General features: G+C 66.3%; 15 protein-coding genes. 9 read left to right on the forward strand and 6 right to left on the reverse strand.

Annotation, left to right across the window (positions count from 1 at the left end):
• The first annotated feature begins 88 nt into the window (after positions 1-88).
• Both G6N44_RS25005 and G6N44_RS25010 read left to right on the forward strand, forming a co-directional pair.
• Positions 89-1,246, forward strand: coding sequence for a metallophosphoesterase family protein (locus G6N44_RS25005; RefSeq protein WP_163668692.1), 1,158 nt, complete (start codon positions 89-91; stop codon positions 1,244-1,246).
• Complete coding sequence (locus G6N44_RS25010) at positions 1,243-3,876, forward strand: AAA family ATPase (RefSeq protein WP_163668694.1); 2,634 nt, start codon at positions 1,243-1,245, stop codon at positions 3,874-3,876. Before G6N44_RS25005 ends, G6N44_RS25010 begins: the two co-directional genes overlap by 4 nt.
• 3 nt (positions 3,877-3,879) lie before the next feature.
• On the opposite strand, the gene G6N44_RS25015 is transcribed toward G6N44_RS25010, so the two are convergent.
• Together G6N44_RS25015 and G6N44_RS25020 are read right to left on the reverse strand one after the other, a co-directional pair.
• Entirely contained in the window at positions 3,880-5,097 is a 1,218-nt protein-coding gene (locus G6N44_RS25015) for an acyl-CoA dehydrogenase family protein (protein ID WP_163668696.1), read from the reverse strand.
• A 45-nt stretch (positions 5,098-5,142) separates the two neighbouring features.
• The gene (locus G6N44_RS25020) at positions 5,143-5,754 is read right to left on the reverse strand and encodes a TetR/AcrR family transcriptional regulator (RefSeq protein WP_163668698.1); all 612 of its coding nucleotides are present in this window, start codon (positions 5,752-5,754) and stop codon (positions 5,143-5,145) included.
• A 120-nt stretch (positions 5,755-5,874) separates the two neighbouring features.
• On the opposite strand from G6N44_RS25020, the gene G6N44_RS25025 reads away from it, so the two are divergent.
• From G6N44_RS25025 to G6N44_RS25045, 5 genes are read left to right on the forward strand one after another with little or no spacing between them, the layout of a single operon-like run.
• Entirely contained in the window at positions 5,875-6,633 is a 759-nt protein-coding gene (locus G6N44_RS25025) for a hypothetical protein (protein ID WP_163668700.1), read from the forward strand.
• A 44-nt stretch (positions 6,634-6,677) separates the two neighbouring features.
• The gene (locus tag G6N44_RS25030; protein WP_235683126.1) at positions 6,678-7,349 is read left to right on the forward strand and encodes a hypothetical protein; all 672 of its coding nucleotides are present in this window, start codon (positions 6,678-6,680) and stop codon (positions 7,347-7,349) included.
• 46 nt (positions 7,350-7,395) lie between these two features.
• Positions 7,396-7,914: a cytochrome c oxidase subunit 3 gene (locus G6N44_RS25035; protein WP_235683127.1), complete on the forward strand. Its 519-nt coding sequence runs from the start codon at positions 7,396-7,398 to the stop codon at positions 7,912-7,914.
• A gap of 2 nt (positions 7,915-7,916) precedes the next feature.
• A complete protein-coding gene (locus tag G6N44_RS25040; protein WP_163668705.1) occupies positions 7,917-8,183 on the forward strand; it encodes a cytochrome C oxidase subunit IV family protein in 267 nt (88 codons plus the stop codon).
• Between the two features lie 25 nt (positions 8,184-8,208).
• Entirely contained in the window at positions 8,209-9,459 is a 1,251-nt protein-coding gene (locus G6N44_RS25045; protein ID WP_163668707.1) for an alpha/beta fold hydrolase, read from the forward strand.
• Here the strand turns inward: G6N44_RS25045 and G6N44_RS25050 are convergent.
• From G6N44_RS25050 to G6N44_RS25065, 4 genes are read right to left on the reverse strand one after another with little or no spacing between them, the layout of a single operon-like run.
• Entirely contained in the window at positions 9,452-11,143 is a 1,692-nt protein-coding gene (locus G6N44_RS25050; RefSeq protein WP_163668709.1) for an oligopeptide ABC transporter substrate-binding protein OppA, read from the reverse strand. The genes G6N44_RS25045 and G6N44_RS25050 overlap by 8 nt on opposite strands.
• A gap of 10 nt (positions 11,144-11,153) precedes the next feature.
• On the reverse strand, positions 11,154-12,995 hold the full coding sequence (locus G6N44_RS25055) for an oligopeptide ABC transporter ATP-binding protein OppD (RefSeq protein WP_163668711.1): 1,842 nt from the start codon (positions 12,993-12,995) through the stop codon (positions 11,154-11,156).
• Positions 12,992-13,933: an oligopeptide ABC transporter permease OppC gene (locus tag G6N44_RS25060; RefSeq protein ID WP_163668713.1), complete on the reverse strand. Its 942-nt coding sequence runs from the start codon at positions 13,931-13,933 to the stop codon at positions 12,992-12,994. Before G6N44_RS25060 ends, G6N44_RS25055 begins: the two co-directional genes overlap by 4 nt.
• Positions 13,930-14,907, reverse strand: coding sequence for an oligopeptide ABC transporter permease OppB (locus tag G6N44_RS25065; protein WP_163668715.1), 978 nt, complete (start codon positions 14,905-14,907; stop codon positions 13,930-13,932). The genes G6N44_RS25060 and G6N44_RS25065 overlap by 4 nt, the downstream gene beginning before the upstream one ends.
• A 161-nt stretch (positions 14,908-15,068) precedes the next feature.
• On the opposite strand from G6N44_RS25065, the gene G6N44_RS25070 reads away from it, so the two are divergent.
• Complete coding sequence (locus tag G6N44_RS25070; protein WP_163660031.1) at positions 15,069-15,320, forward strand: hypothetical protein; 252 nt, start codon at positions 15,069-15,071, stop codon at positions 15,318-15,320.
• Between the two features lie 71 nt (positions 15,321-15,391).
• Positions 15,392-15,652, forward strand: coding sequence for a hypothetical protein (locus G6N44_RS25075; protein WP_163668717.1), 261 nt, complete (start codon positions 15,392-15,394; stop codon positions 15,650-15,652).
• Positions 15,653-15,669: the final 17 nt, after the last annotated feature.

Genomic DNA, 15,669 nt, shown 5'->3' on the forward strand with positions numbered 1-15,669 from the left:
GGTCCCGGGACTTGTCGGTGGCCAGTCCTACACTCGCTTTGCTCGGAAGTTGAACCCGCGAGGGGTGAACACAGGAGGGACGGGGCCGATGCGTTTTCTGCACACCGCCGACTGGCAACTCGGCATGACCCGTCGCTTCCTCAAGGCCGGTGACGGCGAGGCCCAGCCTCGATACTCGGCGGCGCGCCGGGAGGCGGTCTCGGCCCTCGGCCCGGTGGCGGCGGCCTCGGGTGCGGAGTTCGTCGTGGTGTCCGGAGATGTGTTCGAGCACAACCAGTTGGCTCCCCGCGAGGTCAGCCTGTCGTTGGAGGCCATGCGGGCCATCGGGGTGCCGGTGTATCTGCTGCCGGGCAACCACGATCCGCTGGATGCCGCCTCGGTCTACACCAGCGCGCTGTTCACCGCGGAATGCCCGGACAACGTCGTGGTCCTCGATCGCGCGGGTGTGCACGAGGTGCGGCCCGGCCTGCAGATTGTTGCCGCTCCGTGGCGGTCCAAGGCGCCTACTTCGGATCTGGTCGGGGACGTGCTTGCCGATCTGCCCGCCGACGGGACCACGCGCGTGGTGGTCGGGCACGGCGGGGTCGACATCCTCGATCCGGACAAGGACAAACCGTCACTGATCCGGTTGGCCGCCGTCGAGGACGCGCTGGCGCGCGGTGCGGTGCACTATGTGGCATTGGGAGACAAGCACTCCCGCACCGAGGTCGGGTCGACCGGCCGGGTCTGGTACTCGGGTTCGCCCGAGGTGACCAACTACGACGACATCGAATCCGATCCGGGGCATGTCCTGGTGGTCGAGATCGACGAGGCCGACCCGCACCGGCCGGTGCGGGTGGATTCGCAGCGGGTGGGCCGCTGGCGATTCATCACGCTGCGCCGCGAGGTGGACACCGACCGCGACGTGGCCGATCTGGATCTCAATCTGGACCTGTTGGCGGATAAGGAACGCACCGTGGTCCGCCTGGCGTTGACGGGTTCGCTGACCGTGACGGACAAGGCCGCGTTGGATGCCTGCCTCGACAGGTACGCCCGCTTGTTCGCAGCTCTCACCGAGTGGGAGCGGCACACCGAGATCGTGGTCCTGCCCGCCGACGGGGAGTTCGACGACCTGGGTATCGGCGGGTTCGCGGCAGCCGCGGTGGACGAGTTGGTGGCCACCGCCCGTACCGAGGGATCCGGAGCCGACGATGCACGGGCAGCGTTGGGGCTGTTGCTGCGTCTGGTGGACCGGGGTGCGGCATGAAACTGCACCGTCTGGTCCTGACCAACTACCGCGGCGTCACCCACCGTGAGATCGAATTCCCCGATCACGGCGTAGTGGTGGTCAGCGGCGCCAATGAGATCGGCAAGTCCTCGATGATCGAGGCGCTGGATCTGCTGCTCGAGGCCAAGGACCGCTCGGGGAAGAAGGAAGTCAAGCAGGTCAAACCGACTCACGCTGACGTCGGCGCCGAGGTGGCGGCCGAAATATCCACCGGTCCTTACCGTTTCATGTATCGCAAGCGCTTTCACAAGCGCGCCGAAACCCAGCTGACCGTGCTGGCGCCGGTGCGCGAGCAGCTCAGCGGGGACGAGGCGCACGAGCGGGTATTGACCATGCTCGCCGAGACCATGGACACCAGTCTGTGGCAGGCCCAGCGGGTGCTGCAGTCCAGCTCGACTGCCCCGGTCGACCTGTCCGGCTCGGATGCGCTGGCCCGGGCGCTGGACGTGGCTGCCGGCGAGGCGGTGGCGCTCTCGGGGGATGAGCCGCTGCTGATCGAGCGCATCGACGCGGAGTATCTGCGCTATTTCACCGCCACCGGTCGGCCCACCGGCGAGTGGGCGGCGGTGACCAAGCGACTGGCGGCCGCCGACGGCGAGGTCGCGCGATGCGCCGCGGAAGTGGCCGAGGTCGATGACGCGGTGCGTCGACATGTCGAACTCAGCGTGGAGGTCACCGGATTGGCCGATGAACACGAAGCGGCCCAGGCCGGTCTGGACGCCGCCCGCAAGGCTGCCGAAGCGGTTGCCGCATTGGTGCAACGGCTCAAAGAGGCCGATGTGGTGGCCGAGGCCGCCCGGATGACGCAGGCCGCGGCCGCCGCCGCGCTCACCGAACGTCGACGGCTGCGCGCCGACCTCGACGAGCGGGCCGCCACCATCACCGAACTGCAGGCCGCGCTGAGTACGGCCGACGATGAAACCACCACGGCGCGTGGGGTGTACGAGGCTGCCGAAGCCGCCGCCGAACAGGCTCAGGCGGCAGCGCAGGAGCACGAAGCCCGGGTGGAGACCGCCCGTACCACCCTGACGCGGATGACCGACCGCGACGAGGCCGACCGCCTGGCTGGCCGGCTGAGCAAGATCGACGCCGGCATGCGTGACCTCGACCAGGTCAACCGCGAGCTCGCCGAGGTCACCCTCGACGATGCCGGGATGCGGACCATCGAGTCGGCGGCGGTCGCGGTGGAACGTGCCGCGGGACAGGCTGAACTCGCTTCGGCACGAATCGAACTCGTGGCAGTCGCCGACCGCGATGTCCGGGTGGACGGGGCGCAGGTGTCTTTGGCGGCGGGCCAACCGTGGTCGGTCAACACCACCGCACGAACCGAGATTGACGTGCCCGGGGTGCTCACCGTCCGCGTGGTGCCGGGAACGCCCGCCGCGCAGACTCAGGCCCGGCTCGACGAGGCGCAGAATGTGCTGACTGCTGCGTTGACCGCTGCCGGAGTCGACGGCGTCGATGCCGCGCGAGCACTCGATGGCCGGCGCCGGGAACTGCTCGGCAGCCGGGATCGCTTGCGCGCCACCGTCGAGGCATTCACCGGAGATGACCAGCTGGCGGATCTGCGATCCCGGCTGGCGCATCTGCGGGCCGGGCTGCCCGATGAGACCGGGTTGTTCGAGCTCGCCGGACCCGCCGATATCGCCACCGCCCGAAGCGCACTCGATACTGCGGTGGCGGTGTACCGCCAGGCGGTGTCCGACAGTGAGACCAGCCGCAAGGTGGTCACCGCGGCGGCCGAGAAGCTACAGGAAAGGTCGACCCGCCTGAGCGTGCTGCGTGAGAAGCTCACCACGGCACAGGCCGAGCTGACGGTTGCCGGCGGCCGGTTGGAGGTCCAGCGTGCACAGGCCGGTGACGACGAGTTGGCGGTCAAGGCGCAGACCACCGACGAGGAAGCCGTTGCTGCCGCGGGCCACGCGGCCGGTCTACGCGCCGAATTATCTTCCACCCCACCGGATTCAGTGAAGGCCGCACTCGAGGAGGCAGTCCGGCGCGCCGGGGTGATCGATGCGCGCCACCGGGAGGCCGCCGACGAGCTGCGAGAGCTGGCGGCACAACTCAAGGTGTACGGCACTCAGGGACGCAAGGGGCACCTCGACACCGCCGAGACCGAACGGGAGCACGCCCACTCCGAGTACCTTCGGGTGCACCGCCGGGCCCGCGCCGCCGAGACCCTGCGGTCGGTGATGGCCCGCCACCGCGACGCCACCCGTCAGCGCTACGCCGATCCGTTCCGCCTCGAGGTGCAGCGGCTGGGCCGGCTCGTGTTCGGGGAGGATTTCGAGGTCGAAGTCGACAGCGATCTGAACATCCGGACCCGCACGGTGTCCGGCCGCACGGTGCCGTACGAATCGCTGTCGGGCGGTGCCAAGGAGCAATTGGCGATCGTCGCCCGGCTGGCCGGTGCCACGATGGTGGCCAAGGAGGACAGCGTGCCCGTCATCATCGACGATGCGCTGGGCTTCACCGATCCGGAGCGGTTGACCAAGATGGGTGCGGTGTTCGACGCCGTAGGCGGGGACGGGCAGGTCATCGTGTTGACCTGCAGCCCGGAGCGGTACGCCGGCGTCGGCGGTGCGCACCACATCGAGCTGACGGCCTGACGATCAGAAGTAGGCGTTGGACGGAACGGGCGTGCCGTGCAACAAGTTCTGGCCGATCACCCGTGCTTTGTAGGCCACCGGGTTGTGCAGGGTGATGGTGCGGATGTTGCGCCAGTGCCGGTCCAGATTGCGCTGCCGGGAGGCTGCACTGGCCCCGCCGAGTTCCAGCAGCCGGGTAGCGGCCTCGAGGGCGACGTCGTCCAGGTGCACCTTGACCTTGGCTACCTTGAGTTGGGCTTCCGCCGCGAGCCGCGCATCGGGCACCCCGTCGACGGCAGAGTCCGTGGCGGCACCGATCGCCGTCGCCGCATCGAGAACCGCGGCCCGGGCCACATAGGCCGTGCTGGCCAGGACCCCGAGTTGGCGTTGGAGCAGCGGATCATTGGTGGGCCGCTCGGTGACGGCATGGCTGAAGTTGCGTTCGCGGGAGCGCAGCAGCGCCACTCCGTCGTCGACCACATTGGCCAGGATGCCCGCGACCACCGCGTGGATGAACAACTGCAGCGAGGCGTACTGCACGGTCGGCACCGGTTCGGCGTCGTACGGGGTGTCGGACAGGATCTCGTCGGCGGCGACCGCGACGTTCGTGAACGTCGTGGTACCGGTCCCGGTGCGGCGCTGGCCGAATCCGTCCCAGTCATCGACGAGCCGCACTCCATCACGGTCGGTGGGGACCAGGACGTTGGCCACCGAGTCATGATCGGTGGTGGCGGTGACCGTCAGATAGTCCGAGAACAGGGTGCCGGTGCTGTAGTACTTCTCGCCGGCGAGGAGGAACCCCGACCCGGCTGGATCGGCCCGCAGCCGGGTGTTGAACACCAGGCTGCCCACGGCCAATGAGCCCTTCTCGCTGAACGCGTTACCGAAGATCTTTCCCGCTGCGATCTTGCCCAGCCAGTGCCTGGACACCGGATGATCGGCAATGCGCAGCCGCTCCTCGGTGAACCAGAAGTGGGTCCGGAAGATGTGGGCCACAATGGGATCGGCTTTGGCCACGTCGATCACCGCGGAGAACAGCTGCGGCACAGTGAATCCGGAGCCGCCCAGGGTCTCGGGCAGGCGCAGGGAGCCGAACCCGGTGCGCTTGAGCGCCGCGACCTGATCGAAAGGGTTCTCGTCGTTCAGGTCACGGTCCTTGGCGCCTGAGGCGATCGAGGCCAGCAGGTCATCCCAGTCCGGGGTCCCGGGCTGGATGTGGGTCACGTTCTCGACGGAGGTCATGGCACCGTTGTATCCGGACCGGCTATCGGAGGGCACGTGTTCGGATCAGCCCGAACCCAAACCCTTCACCCGCATACCGTAGAGATAGGTGGTCAGGTATTCGTTGATCACCTGGACCCGCACGTCAGGGGTGTCGGGAATGGTGATCAACAGTGCGTAGAGCCCGGCGAAAAACGATGCGCCATTGTGCAGCACGTCTACCTCATCTGGGATCTCGCCGGCGTCCCTGGCGCGCTGGAGTTCCTCGACCAATGCCACCAGCACAGGATGGTGTGCCCATTCCTCCGTGGGCGGGCGGGTCGTGGAGAAATGAAGCGCCAGAAAATCTTTGAACAATGGGCGGCCCAGACGCCGCTCCAACTTTTCCAGCATGCGTACGGATTCGGTGAGGGTGGCACGGACATCGTGCGGTGTGGCGAAGAATCGGATGAGCCCGGCGGCCATCCGCGCCTCCTCGCGCTGTTCCAGCTCCACCAGGACGTGTTCCTTGGTGGGGAAGTGGAAGAAGAAGGTGCCGTGGGCGACACCCGCGGCCGACGCGATCGCGGCCGTATCGGCTGCGGCCATGCCGTCGCGTTTGAACTCGGAGATCGCTGCGCCCAGCAAGCGCTCCCGTGTCTGCAAGCCCTTGCGGCTGCGGGGGGTGGCCTTGAGCACGGCTCGATGCTACGTCACTTATTACTGACTGTACTCAGTTTAGGTCTTTCATTATTGAGCCGCTGCCACTACGGTTTCGGGGGTAAGAAGTTCTGACTGAAGTCAGTTTTGGAGGTAGGGATGCAGATCCTGGAGCAGGTTCAAGACCTGCCGAAAGCCGGCAATATCAAGGCCCAGTGGGTGAGCCTGTGGACTGGTCCGGTCGTCGGGGTCGTGCTGCTGGTGGCGCTGCTGGCGTTTCCCGGCTTCTGGCCGCCTATGTCACCGACCTGGAACGCGCAACAGGTCGCCGAGTTCTACGCCGACCACACCGCATGGATCCGATTCAGTCAGGTGACCTTCAATCTCTGCGGAATCATGATCCTGCCGTTCTTCATGGTGATCGTCGTCCAGATGAAACGCATGAAGGGCCAGACCGACGTCTTCGCCTACTGCTACCTCACCGCTGCGGTCAGCGGTGCCACGATCTTCGCGTTGTCCAACGTATTCTTCCTGGTGGCCGCGTTTCGTCCGGACCGTAACCCGGAACTGATCATGCTGCTCAACGATCTGGCCTGGATCGTGTTCATCGCGCCGGTCGGCATGGTGGTGTCGCAATTCGCCGTGCTGGCGGTCGCGGTCTATTTCGACAACGGGCCCGCCCCGGTGTTCCCACGCTGGGTGGGCCACTACTCGCTGGCCACCGCGTTGGCGATGATTCCGGCCGCGGGCGCGGCGGCGTTTCACACCGGACCGCTGGCCTGGGACGGCGTGCTGGCCTTCTGGTTGCGCAACGGGGCCTTCGCAATCTTCGTCATCGTGATGTTCTTCGTGCTGCGCCGCGCGGTGATCAGCCAGGCCGTGTCCGAAGGCGTCGTAGCGGGACAGGTGCAGGCGTGACCGTCCTGGCCGAGGCGCCGCCGGGCCGGCCCGACGTGCGGTTGATGACCTGGTTCTTCCCGCTCTGGTACGGGGCCTTCGGCGTCATCATCTGCATCCTGACCAGGGTGACGCCGCCACCGCGCCCCGATGTCACCGCGGCCGACAAGGTGGCGTTCTTCGCCGAACACGGCCTGACCATCAAGATCGGCTTCTGCCTACTGCTGATCCTGCTCGGTGGTGCGGCGATGACCAACGGGCTGGTCGCCTACCAGATCAAGCGCATGTCAGTCGGTTCGGTGTTCGCCTACGGCTACATCGGTGGCATGGGCGTCGGTGCACTGCCGGGATTCATGTTGGTTTCGGTGTGCTTTCTCACCGCGGCCTTCCGGCCCGACCGCGACCCGGAATTGATCAGCCTGCTCTATGACCTCGGAATGCTCTCCTACAACGGCTCGTTGGGCTGTTTCACGGCGGCCTACCTGGTATTTGCGATCGCCATCCTCTACGACAAGAACAAGATCTTCCCGATGTGGTTCGCCTATGTGACCATCTGGCAGATCATCACCGAAGTGATCGCCACGCAGATGTTCGTGTTCGAGTCGGGGCCGTTCGCGTGGAACGGATCGATCGCGTTCTGGTGGGCGGTAGTGGTCTTCTCCGTCTGGCTGTCGGCCCTGATCGTGCTGCTACGGCAGGCCCTCAATCGTGAGGAAACATCCAGTGACACAAACTGATTCACGACCACAGCCGTCGTCGGAGCATCTGCCCGGCGACGGGCACATGTGGGTGATGGTGCTCGGTGACCTGGTCATCTTCGGTGGCTACTTCATCGTCTTCATGATCTACCGGACCATGCATCCCGAAGAATTCCTGCGTGCTCAACAGCATCTCGACATCGACATCGGTGTCGTCAATACGGTGATCCTGCTGACCAGTTCCTGGCTGGTGGCCCGGGCGGTGCTGGCCGCCAGGGCCGGCCGTCACGAAGCGGCGATCCGGCTGACCTACGCCGGCGCTGTCGGCGGTCTGATGTTCATGGCCTGCAAGGGTTATGAATGGATCGTCAAGATCCAGAACGGGCACACCAATTCCGAGATGTTCTACTCGTTCTACTACGTGTTGACCGGTGTGCACCTGATTCACGTGCTGATCGGGCTCATCGCGTTGGGCGTGATCGTGCGGGAGCTGCAGAATCCATCCAGACGCCGCGCGTCGGTCGTGGAGGCGAGCGCGGTGTACTGGCATATGGTCGACCTGCTCTGGGTGATCATCTTCGGCCTGCTGTACGTGGTGAGGTGACGATGACCGACAAGGCTGTGACTCAGACGTGGCTGCTGCTGGTCGTCATCACCGTCGGATCGTGGTGGTTGGCGCCTGCGCAGTATTCAGAGACGTTGCGGGCCAGCGTGCCGATCACCGCGCTGGTGCTCGTGCTGACGCTGATCAAGTCCCGGTTGATCATCCGGCAGTTCATGGAGGTCCGGACCGCGCCACGGTGGCTCAAGCTCGCCACGGACGGCTGGCTGGTGGTGCTGTTCGGGGCGATTTTCGCCATCTATCTGAGCTGAGCCTTGCGCGGCACAATGGAGCGCAATGACGATGAACGCCAAGCGCAGGCGGGTGCACGACAAGCTGGCTGCGTTACCGGGGGTGCGGGCGGTTCGCCGCCCGGTCAGTCCGGGTTCTGACGAGCAGTTCGACCTGTTCTACGTGCGGGCCGGGCGCAAATCGGCGCACCCGGTGGTGATCATCCCGGGCGGCCCCGGCATGGCATCGATCCAGCCGTACCGCTCGCTGCGCAGGCGTGCAACCGCGGCCGGATGCGACGTGATCATGATCGAGCACCGTGGCGTCGGGATGTCGCGGCACACCGATGTGGGTGCAGATCTGCCTCCGGAGGCCATCACCGTCGAGCAGGTGGTCGACGACATCGCGGCGGTCCTGGATGACGCCGGCGCGCACGACGCGGTGCTGTACGGCACCTCGTACGGAAGCTACATCGCCGCTGGTTTCGGGGTGCGCCATCCGGGCCGGGTCTGCGCGATGGTGCTGGATTCGCCACTGCTGTCTACCGCCGATATCGAAGACATGCGCCGCGCAGTTCGCGGGCTGCTGTGGGAGGGGACGGACCCGGAGACCGTGACCCTGGCGCCCAAGGTCCGGCGTCTGGTGGCCGACGGGGCATTGGCCACCAGGGGCGGAGAACTGGCCGGCCTGTTGTACGGGTTCGGCGGCGCTGCCCTGCTGGACCGCCAACTCGAGTTGTTGCTGCGAGGGCGGACGGTGGTCTGGTCCGCACTCAACCGGCTCAGCCGGATGTCGACACGAAAAGCGCCGTACCGCAACGAGGTAGATCTCGTCGGGCGGATCGCCTTCCGCGAGTTGAACTACGCCGGGGTACCCGACGGTCTGCCGCTGGATCCAGCGCTGGAGATGGCCGACATGATCGGCAGTGCGAAGTTCTTCGAACCCTTCGAGGCCGAACCTTTCGACCTGCCGGCCGAGTTACCGAACTTTCGCTGGCCCACCGTGGTGCTGTCCGGTGGCCGCGACCTGACCACGCCGCCGGTCGTTGCCGAGCGGATCGCGGCACTGGTGCCCGAGGCTGTGCTGGTCCGGATGCCGACGGTGGTGCACAGTGTGGTCGATACCAGGGAGCGGGCTGCCTTGGCGGTGATCCGTGCGGTGCGTGACGGTGTGGCCGAGCAACTTTCGGCCACGGCCGCCGAACTGGACGCCCTGCCCGCACGTCCGGTGATCCGGGTGGCGGTGTCGGCCGTCGCGGCGGCCACCATCGTGGAGGCAGCGATGCCCGCCGGCAGAACGCGAGGACGGCCTACTTGAGGAAACCGACCTTGGTGTAGTCGGTATCGGCCAGCCCGGGGGCCCCGAAATTGGCCAGGCTGCTGCGCACCGCGACGTTTCCAGGCGACTGGAACAAGGGGAGGCTGAACACCTCGGCGAACAGCATCTGGTCCAGCTCGTTGGCCAGAGCCAGCGCCTTGGACGGGTCCAGCTCCTCCAGCGTCTGCTCGATCTTGGCGTCGATCTCCGGGCTGCCGATCTTGCCGAAGTTACTGGCGCCGTTCTGCGCGTAGATCTGGGTCAACGAGCTCAGGGGGAAAGCGTCGCCGAGGAACGCGAACTGGGCAATGTCGAAGTCACCCTTGATGATGTAGTTGGTGAAGAAACCGGTGCCCGGCTTGGTGTCGAGCTTCAGGTTCACCCCGATCTGGCCGAGCATGTTCTGCGCGATCTGGGCTACCTGCCGGGTGCTGCCCGCGTCGTAGAACACGTTGCGGATGACGAGTTCCTTGCCGTCTTTCTCCCGGAACTGCCGTCCCGCAGGCACTTTCCAACCCAGCGCGTCGAGTTCGGCCCTGGCCTTGTCGGGGTCGAAGGCCACCGAGGCGGCGTTGTCCTGGTAACCCTGCTGACCCGCCACGAAGATGTGATTGTTCAGCGGCACCGGATTGTCGGTGAGACCCCGCTGGGTGATATTGGCGATGGCCTGCCGGTCGATGCCCTTGGCGACGGCACCACGCAGCGCCGGGTCGGCCAGGATCGACCCGGGCGCGCCGTTGAACGTCAGGTGGTACCAGCTGGCCGACGGTGCCCGCCGGATGCTGATACCCGCGGTCTTACGCGCAATGGTCAGTTCGTCCAGCGACGCGGTGCCGGTGGCGTCGATCGTATTGTTCTGCAGTGCCGGTATGCGTGCGGAGTCGTCGAGCACCAGAAAGGTGATCGTGTCCAACAGTGGCGGGGCACCCCACCATTTCGGGTTGCGGCTCAACGTGATCCGCTGCGCGCCCCGGTCGATGTCGGATACCAGGAACGGTCCTGCCGACGGTCCGGGCTGGCTGAGTTGGGCCTTGTTGAACGCCTCGGGAGTGGCGGTCATGCTCTTGGGCAACAGTCGCCCGTTGCCGGCGAACATGCCCTTCCAGTCCGCGTACGGTTTGGCGAAGGTCATCACGGCCTGTCGGTCGTCCACACCGCGGGTCACCGAGGCCACCCGCTCGCTGCCGCTGGGGGCGGCGATGACGAACGCGGGGTTCTTCCCACTGTTGGCCTCGGTCTGGGACTTGATGTCCTCCCAGGTGATCGGAGTGCCGTCGGACCAGACTGCCTTGGGGTTGATCGTGTAGGTGACCACCTGGGGGTTGGTGCCGGTCAGTTCGACGTTGGTGAAGTAGTCGGTGTTCACCGTCGCCGATCCGTCGGCGGCGATCAGGAAGGCGCGGGGCATCGTGGGTCTGGTGAGCGAGCCGACATCGCCGGTGTTGCCGTCGAGGTGCAGTGGGTTGAAATTCGACGGGAACTCGGTCAACGCCAGGCGCAGGTTGCCGCCCTGACGCAGGTTTGCCACGTCCTGGGGGTTGATGTCGTTGGTGGTGCCGACCTCGGCGTTACCGCCCGCCGAGGGGGTTTCCCGGTCGCCACCCGAACACCCGGCCAGGGCCAATGTGGTGACTGCTGCGACGATGGCGAAACGCTGGAGCTTGAACCCCTTGAACCCGTTCACCCCGTCGATGCTAGATGCCTGTGACGGGTTGCGGCACCGCCGCCAGCAACTTGCGGGTGTACGGGTGCTGCGGGGCGTCGAACACGGCATCGCCGGAACCCTGTTCGACGACCGCGCCCCGATACATCACCGCGACGTCATGGGCCAGGTGCTTGACCACCGACAAGTCGTGTGACACGAACAGATAGGCCAGCCCGAATCGGTCCTGCAGGTCGAGCAGGAGGTTGATGATCCCGGCCTGGATGGAGACGTCGAGCGCGGAGACCGGTTCGTCGAGCGCGATGATCTTGGGCTGCAGGGCCAGGGCGCGGGCGATCCCGATGCGCTGCTTCTGACCGCCGGAGAATTCGGCTGGGTAGCGGCTCGCGTCCGCGCGCCGCAGGCCCACCAATTCGAGTAGCTCGGCCACCCGCTCGTCGATCCGTGGCTTGTCGAAACCGTTGGCGGTCAACGGTTCGGCCAACACATCCGACACCGGCAGCCGGGGGTCCAGCGAGGCAACCGGGTCCTGGAACACCACCTGGAGGTCGGTGCGCAGTGCCCGGCGCGCTCTGCGGCTCAGGTTGGCCACGTCGGAGCCGAGAACTTCGATCGAACCCGATTGCGGTGCAGCCAGATTCAGGATCTGGTGCAGGGTGGTGGACTTGCCGGATCCGGACTCGCCGACGATGCCGAGGGTGCGGCCACTGTGCAGGTCGAAGCTGACGTTGTCGACCGCGCGGACCTCGCCGACCTGCCTGCGCAACACCACGCCCTTGGTCAAGGTGTAGGTCTTGGACAGCTCGCGCACCCGCAGCACCACCGAAGTGTCGGCGGACGGGGTGTCAGCAGTGGCGGTGGCCGAGTCGGTCACCTGGTAGATCTCGGCGGCGCTGCGCCCGGCGACCTGCTCGGTGCGGATGCAGGCGGCGTGGTGGTCCGGCGCCAACTCGACGAGTTCTGGCTCGGCGGCCTTACATTCGTCGATCACCAGCGGGCAGCGCGGGGCGAATGGGCAGCCCTGCGGCGTGGTGGTGAGCGAGGGCGGGGCACCGGGGATCGGCACCAGCCGGGTGCCCTGTGGGGCGTCCAGCCGTGGCACCGAGCCGAGCAGTCCGACGGTGTAGGGCATCCGGGCCTGCTCGTAGAGCCGGGCCACCGGTGCGTCCTCGACGGCTCGTCCGGCGTACATCACCAGGGCCCGGTCGGCGAACTCGGCCACCACGCCGAGGTCGTGGGTGATGATGAGCACCCCGGCGCCGGTGACGTCACGCGCGGTCTTGAGCACATCGAGGATCTGGGCCTGCACCGTGACGTCCAGGGCCGTGGTGGGTTCGTCGCAGATCAGCAGATCGGGGTCATTGGCGATGGCGATGGCGATCACCACACGTTGGCGTTCGCCGCCGGACAGTTCGTGTGGGAAGGCGCGGGCCCGCTGTTCCGGCTGGGCGATACCCACCAGCTCAAGCAGTTCCACGGCGCGGGTCCGGGCCGCGCGCCGGCCCAGGTTGCGGTTGTGCACCGTGAGGGCCTCGGCGATCTGGTCGCCGACGGTGTAGACGGGCGTCAGTGCGGACATCGGGTCCTGGAACACCGTGCCGATGGCGTTGCCCCGGACTTGCGAGAGCTCCGGGTCCGACAGCCCGATCAGTTCCTTGCCGCGCAACTGCACCGATCCGGAAACCTCGGCGAACTCGGGCAGCAGGCCGACCACGGCCATCGCGCTGGCCGATTTCCCGGCGCCGGATTCGCCGACGAGCGCGACCACCTCGCCGGCATCCACGTGAAAGTTGAGTCCCCGCACCGCGTGTACCGCGTCGGTGTCGGTGGGGAAGTCGACGGTGAGGTCAGATACTTCGAGCAGTCGACTCATCGGCGCGCCTTCCCGCGACGCCGCCGCAGCCCGCCGCTACCCGGGTCGAGAGCGTCACGCAGACCGTCGCCGACCAGGTTCGCGCACAGGATGATCAGCACCAGCACCCCGGCCGGGAACAGAAACACCCAGGGAAACGTCGTGGCGGACTTGGTGCCGTCGGCGATCAGTGTGCCCAGCGAGACGTCGGGTGCCTGGATGCCGAATCCCAGGTAGCTCAAACCGGTTTCGGCCAGGATCGCCACACCGACGTTGAGGGCGGTGTCGATGATCAGGATGGACGCGACGTTGGGGAGGATGTGGCGCACGATGATGCGTCCGCTGCTGACCCCCATATATCTTGCGGCCAAAACGAATTCGCGTTCCCGCAGGCTCAGGGTCATTCCGCGCACAATGCGTGAGCTGATCATCCAGCTGAACGCCGAGAGCAGCACGATCAGCCAGAACACCCGGTCCGACTGACTCAACCGCGGGGTGACGATGGCGATCAGGATGAAGCTCGGTACCACCAGCAGCACGTCGACGATCCACATCAGCGTGCGGTCGCGCCAGCCGCCGAAGTAGCCGGCGACCGAGCCGACAGTGGCGGCGATGACGGTCGAGATGAACGCCACGCACACGCCGATCAACATGGATTTCTGCATGCCGCGCAGGGTCTGGGCGAAAATGTCCTGTCCCAGTGCGTTGGTGCCGAACCAGTGGTCGATCGACGGCGGCTCCTGCAGCGCGTAATAGTCCAGGTCCGAGTAGTTGTAGGGCAGTACCGACGGCAATGCGTAACAGGCCACGAACATGACCACCAGAAGTGCCAGCGACACCACGGCGGGCCAGTTGCGCAGGAACCGGCGGAACACCAGGGTGCGCCGAGTGGCGAATTCCTCGGTGTGCAGACCCGAACGGGCTGCGGTGGCCTCTGAGGCAGTGGCGTCCGACGTCATGTCACCCTCACCCTGGGATCCAGTACCGCATAGATGACATCGGAGAGCAGACCGGCCACCAGGATCACGGTGCCGGTGAACACCGTGATGGCGGCGATGATGTTGGTGTCCTGGGTGGCGATGCCCTGCACGACCCATTCGCCCATGCCGTGCCAGCCGAAGATCTTCTCGACGAACACCGAACCGGTGACCAAACCGGCCACACCGTAGGCGAACAGGGTGGCCATGGGGATGAGCGCGGTCCGCAGGCCGTGTTTGAACAGGGCTTGGCGCCGGGTCAGACCCTTGGCCCGTGCCGTGCGGATGAAGTCCTGCCCGAGCACATCGAGCATCGCGTTGCGTTGATACCGGCTGTAACCGGCGATGGCCATCAGCGCCAGCGTGAAGGTAGGCAATACGAGGTGCTGCAACCGGTCGACGAACTGATCCCAGGCGCCGCCGACGGGCACCGGCGCGGTTTCCCCGGTGTACTCGAACAGTTGCACGCCCAGTATCGAGTTCACGTTGAGCGCGGCCAGGATCAGCATGTTGGCGATCACGAACGAAGGCGTGCTGATCACCAGGAGCGACAGCACCGTGATGACCCGGTCGGACAGCCGGTACTGACGGATCGCACCCCAGGCTCCGACCACCACACCGATCACTGCGCCGGAGATCGCCCCGATGACCAGCAGGCGCAGCGTCACCCCGATGCGTCGCCACAATTCGTCGGAGACCGGCTGCCCGGTCACCGTCGTCCCGAAATCACCCCGGACCGCCCCGGCGGCCCAGTCCACGTAGCGCAGGGGAATCGGCTTGTCGAGGCCAAGTTCAGCGGCTTTGGCGTCGATCGCAGACTGGGGTGGCCGCGGATTGCGCTGTTCCAGGCTGTCGAGGGGTTTGAAGTTCAACGACGTCAGCGTGAACGTCAGGAACGACGCCAGGGCCAGCAACACGATGTAGTTGAGCAGCCGGCGCGCCAGAAAGCGCGTCATCCGGCTGTCCCTGCCCACGGCTGCATGGGACACAGGGTAAATCAGCGGGGAACCGGAATCCCTCACCGCGACGATGTGGACTTTCGGCGTGCCCGCGCCCGGTGGTGAACTGGCAGGCGACGCACAGCTCCGGCCGAGAAATCGGGCGTTCACTGAAATACATGAAGGTCAGCGGACTGGCGAATATGAGAGTGATCGCTGCGGTCGCCGGTGGTGCGGCAGTGGTGGGGCTGGGCGTCTTCGGAGCGGTCTCGGACGCACACCTGGTGACCCATGCGGTGGCTTCCGGATCTCACATGAACATCGGTCAGACGAGCACGGAGACGACGCCGCCGACTGCTCCGGCGGTCTCGATGGCAGTACCCGCGATGCGCGGATACACGCCGCCGTCCGGGTTCGCCACCACGCACTGAGCACCCGGCGCGGCGGGATATCGGTTTTACCTCCGGTCGCAGCGGCTATACGACGCTGCGGAGGTGAGCGCATGAGTGGCGCGAAGGGAAACAATCAGCGAATTCTCAAATTGATCTCGGCCGGGCTCGGTGCGATCGGTGGGTTAGCCACGGCGGTGTTGGGGGTAGGCGTGGGCGGTGTCCTGACCGGGGCCCCGCAGCGGGTGGAACCCCCGGCCATCACCACTGGACAGACCGTCACCCCGACGACTCCTCCGACGGCTCCAGAGACGTCGCAGGCCACGCCGACAGTCTCGGCGACGACGCCGTCCGGGTTTGCCACACCGCACTGACCACGGCTGATTTCGTC

Source organism: Mycolicibacterium alvei (genome assembly GCF_010727325.1).
GTDB lineage: Bacteria > Actinomycetota > Actinomycetes > Mycobacteriales > Mycobacteriaceae > Mycobacterium > Mycobacterium alvei.

Coding starts and splice junctions, on each gene's coding strand:
- G6N44_RS25005 (WP_163668692.1), top strand. CDS start 89: ATGCGTTTTCTGCACACCGCCGACTGGCAACTCGGCATGACCCGTCGC.
- G6N44_RS25010 (WP_163668694.1), top strand. CDS start 1,243: ATGAAACTGCACCGTCTGGTCCTGACCAACTACCGCGGCGTCACCCAC.
- G6N44_RS25015 (WP_163668696.1), bottom strand. CDS start 5,097: ATGACCTCCGTCGAGAACGTGACCCACATCCAGCCCGGGACCCCGGAC.
- G6N44_RS25025 (WP_163668700.1), top strand. CDS start 5,875: ATGCAGATCCTGGAGCAGGTTCAAGACCTGCCGAAAGCCGGCAATATC.
- G6N44_RS25030 (WP_235683126.1), top strand. CDS start 6,678: ATGACCTGGTTCTTCCCGCTCTGGTACGGGGCCTTCGGCGTCATCATC.
- G6N44_RS25035 (WP_235683127.1), top strand. CDS start 7,396: ATGTGGGTGATGGTGCTCGGTGACCTGGTCATCTTCGGTGGCTACTTC.
- G6N44_RS25040 (WP_163668705.1), top strand. CDS start 7,917: ATGACCGACAAGGCTGTGACTCAGACGTGGCTGCTGCTGGTCGTCATC.
- G6N44_RS25045 (WP_163668707.1), top strand. CDS start 8,209: ATGACGATGAACGCCAAGCGCAGGCGGGTGCACGACAAGCTGGCTGCG.
- G6N44_RS25055 (WP_163668711.1), bottom strand. CDS start 12,995: ATGAGTCGACTGCTCGAAGTATCTGACCTCACCGTCGACTTCCCCACC.
- G6N44_RS25060 (WP_163668713.1), bottom strand. CDS start 13,933: ATGACGTCGGACGCCACTGCCTCAGAGGCCACCGCAGCCCGTTCGGGT.
- G6N44_RS25065 (WP_163668715.1), bottom strand. CDS start 14,907: ATGACGCGCTTTCTGGCGCGCCGGCTGCTCAACTACATCGTGTTGCTG.
- G6N44_RS25070 (WP_163660031.1), top strand. CDS start 15,069: ATGAAGGTCAGCGGACTGGCGAATATGAGAGTGATCGCTGCGGTCGCC.
- G6N44_RS25075 (WP_163668717.1), top strand. CDS start 15,392: ATGAGTGGCGCGAAGGGAAACAATCAGCGAATTCTCAAATTGATCTCG.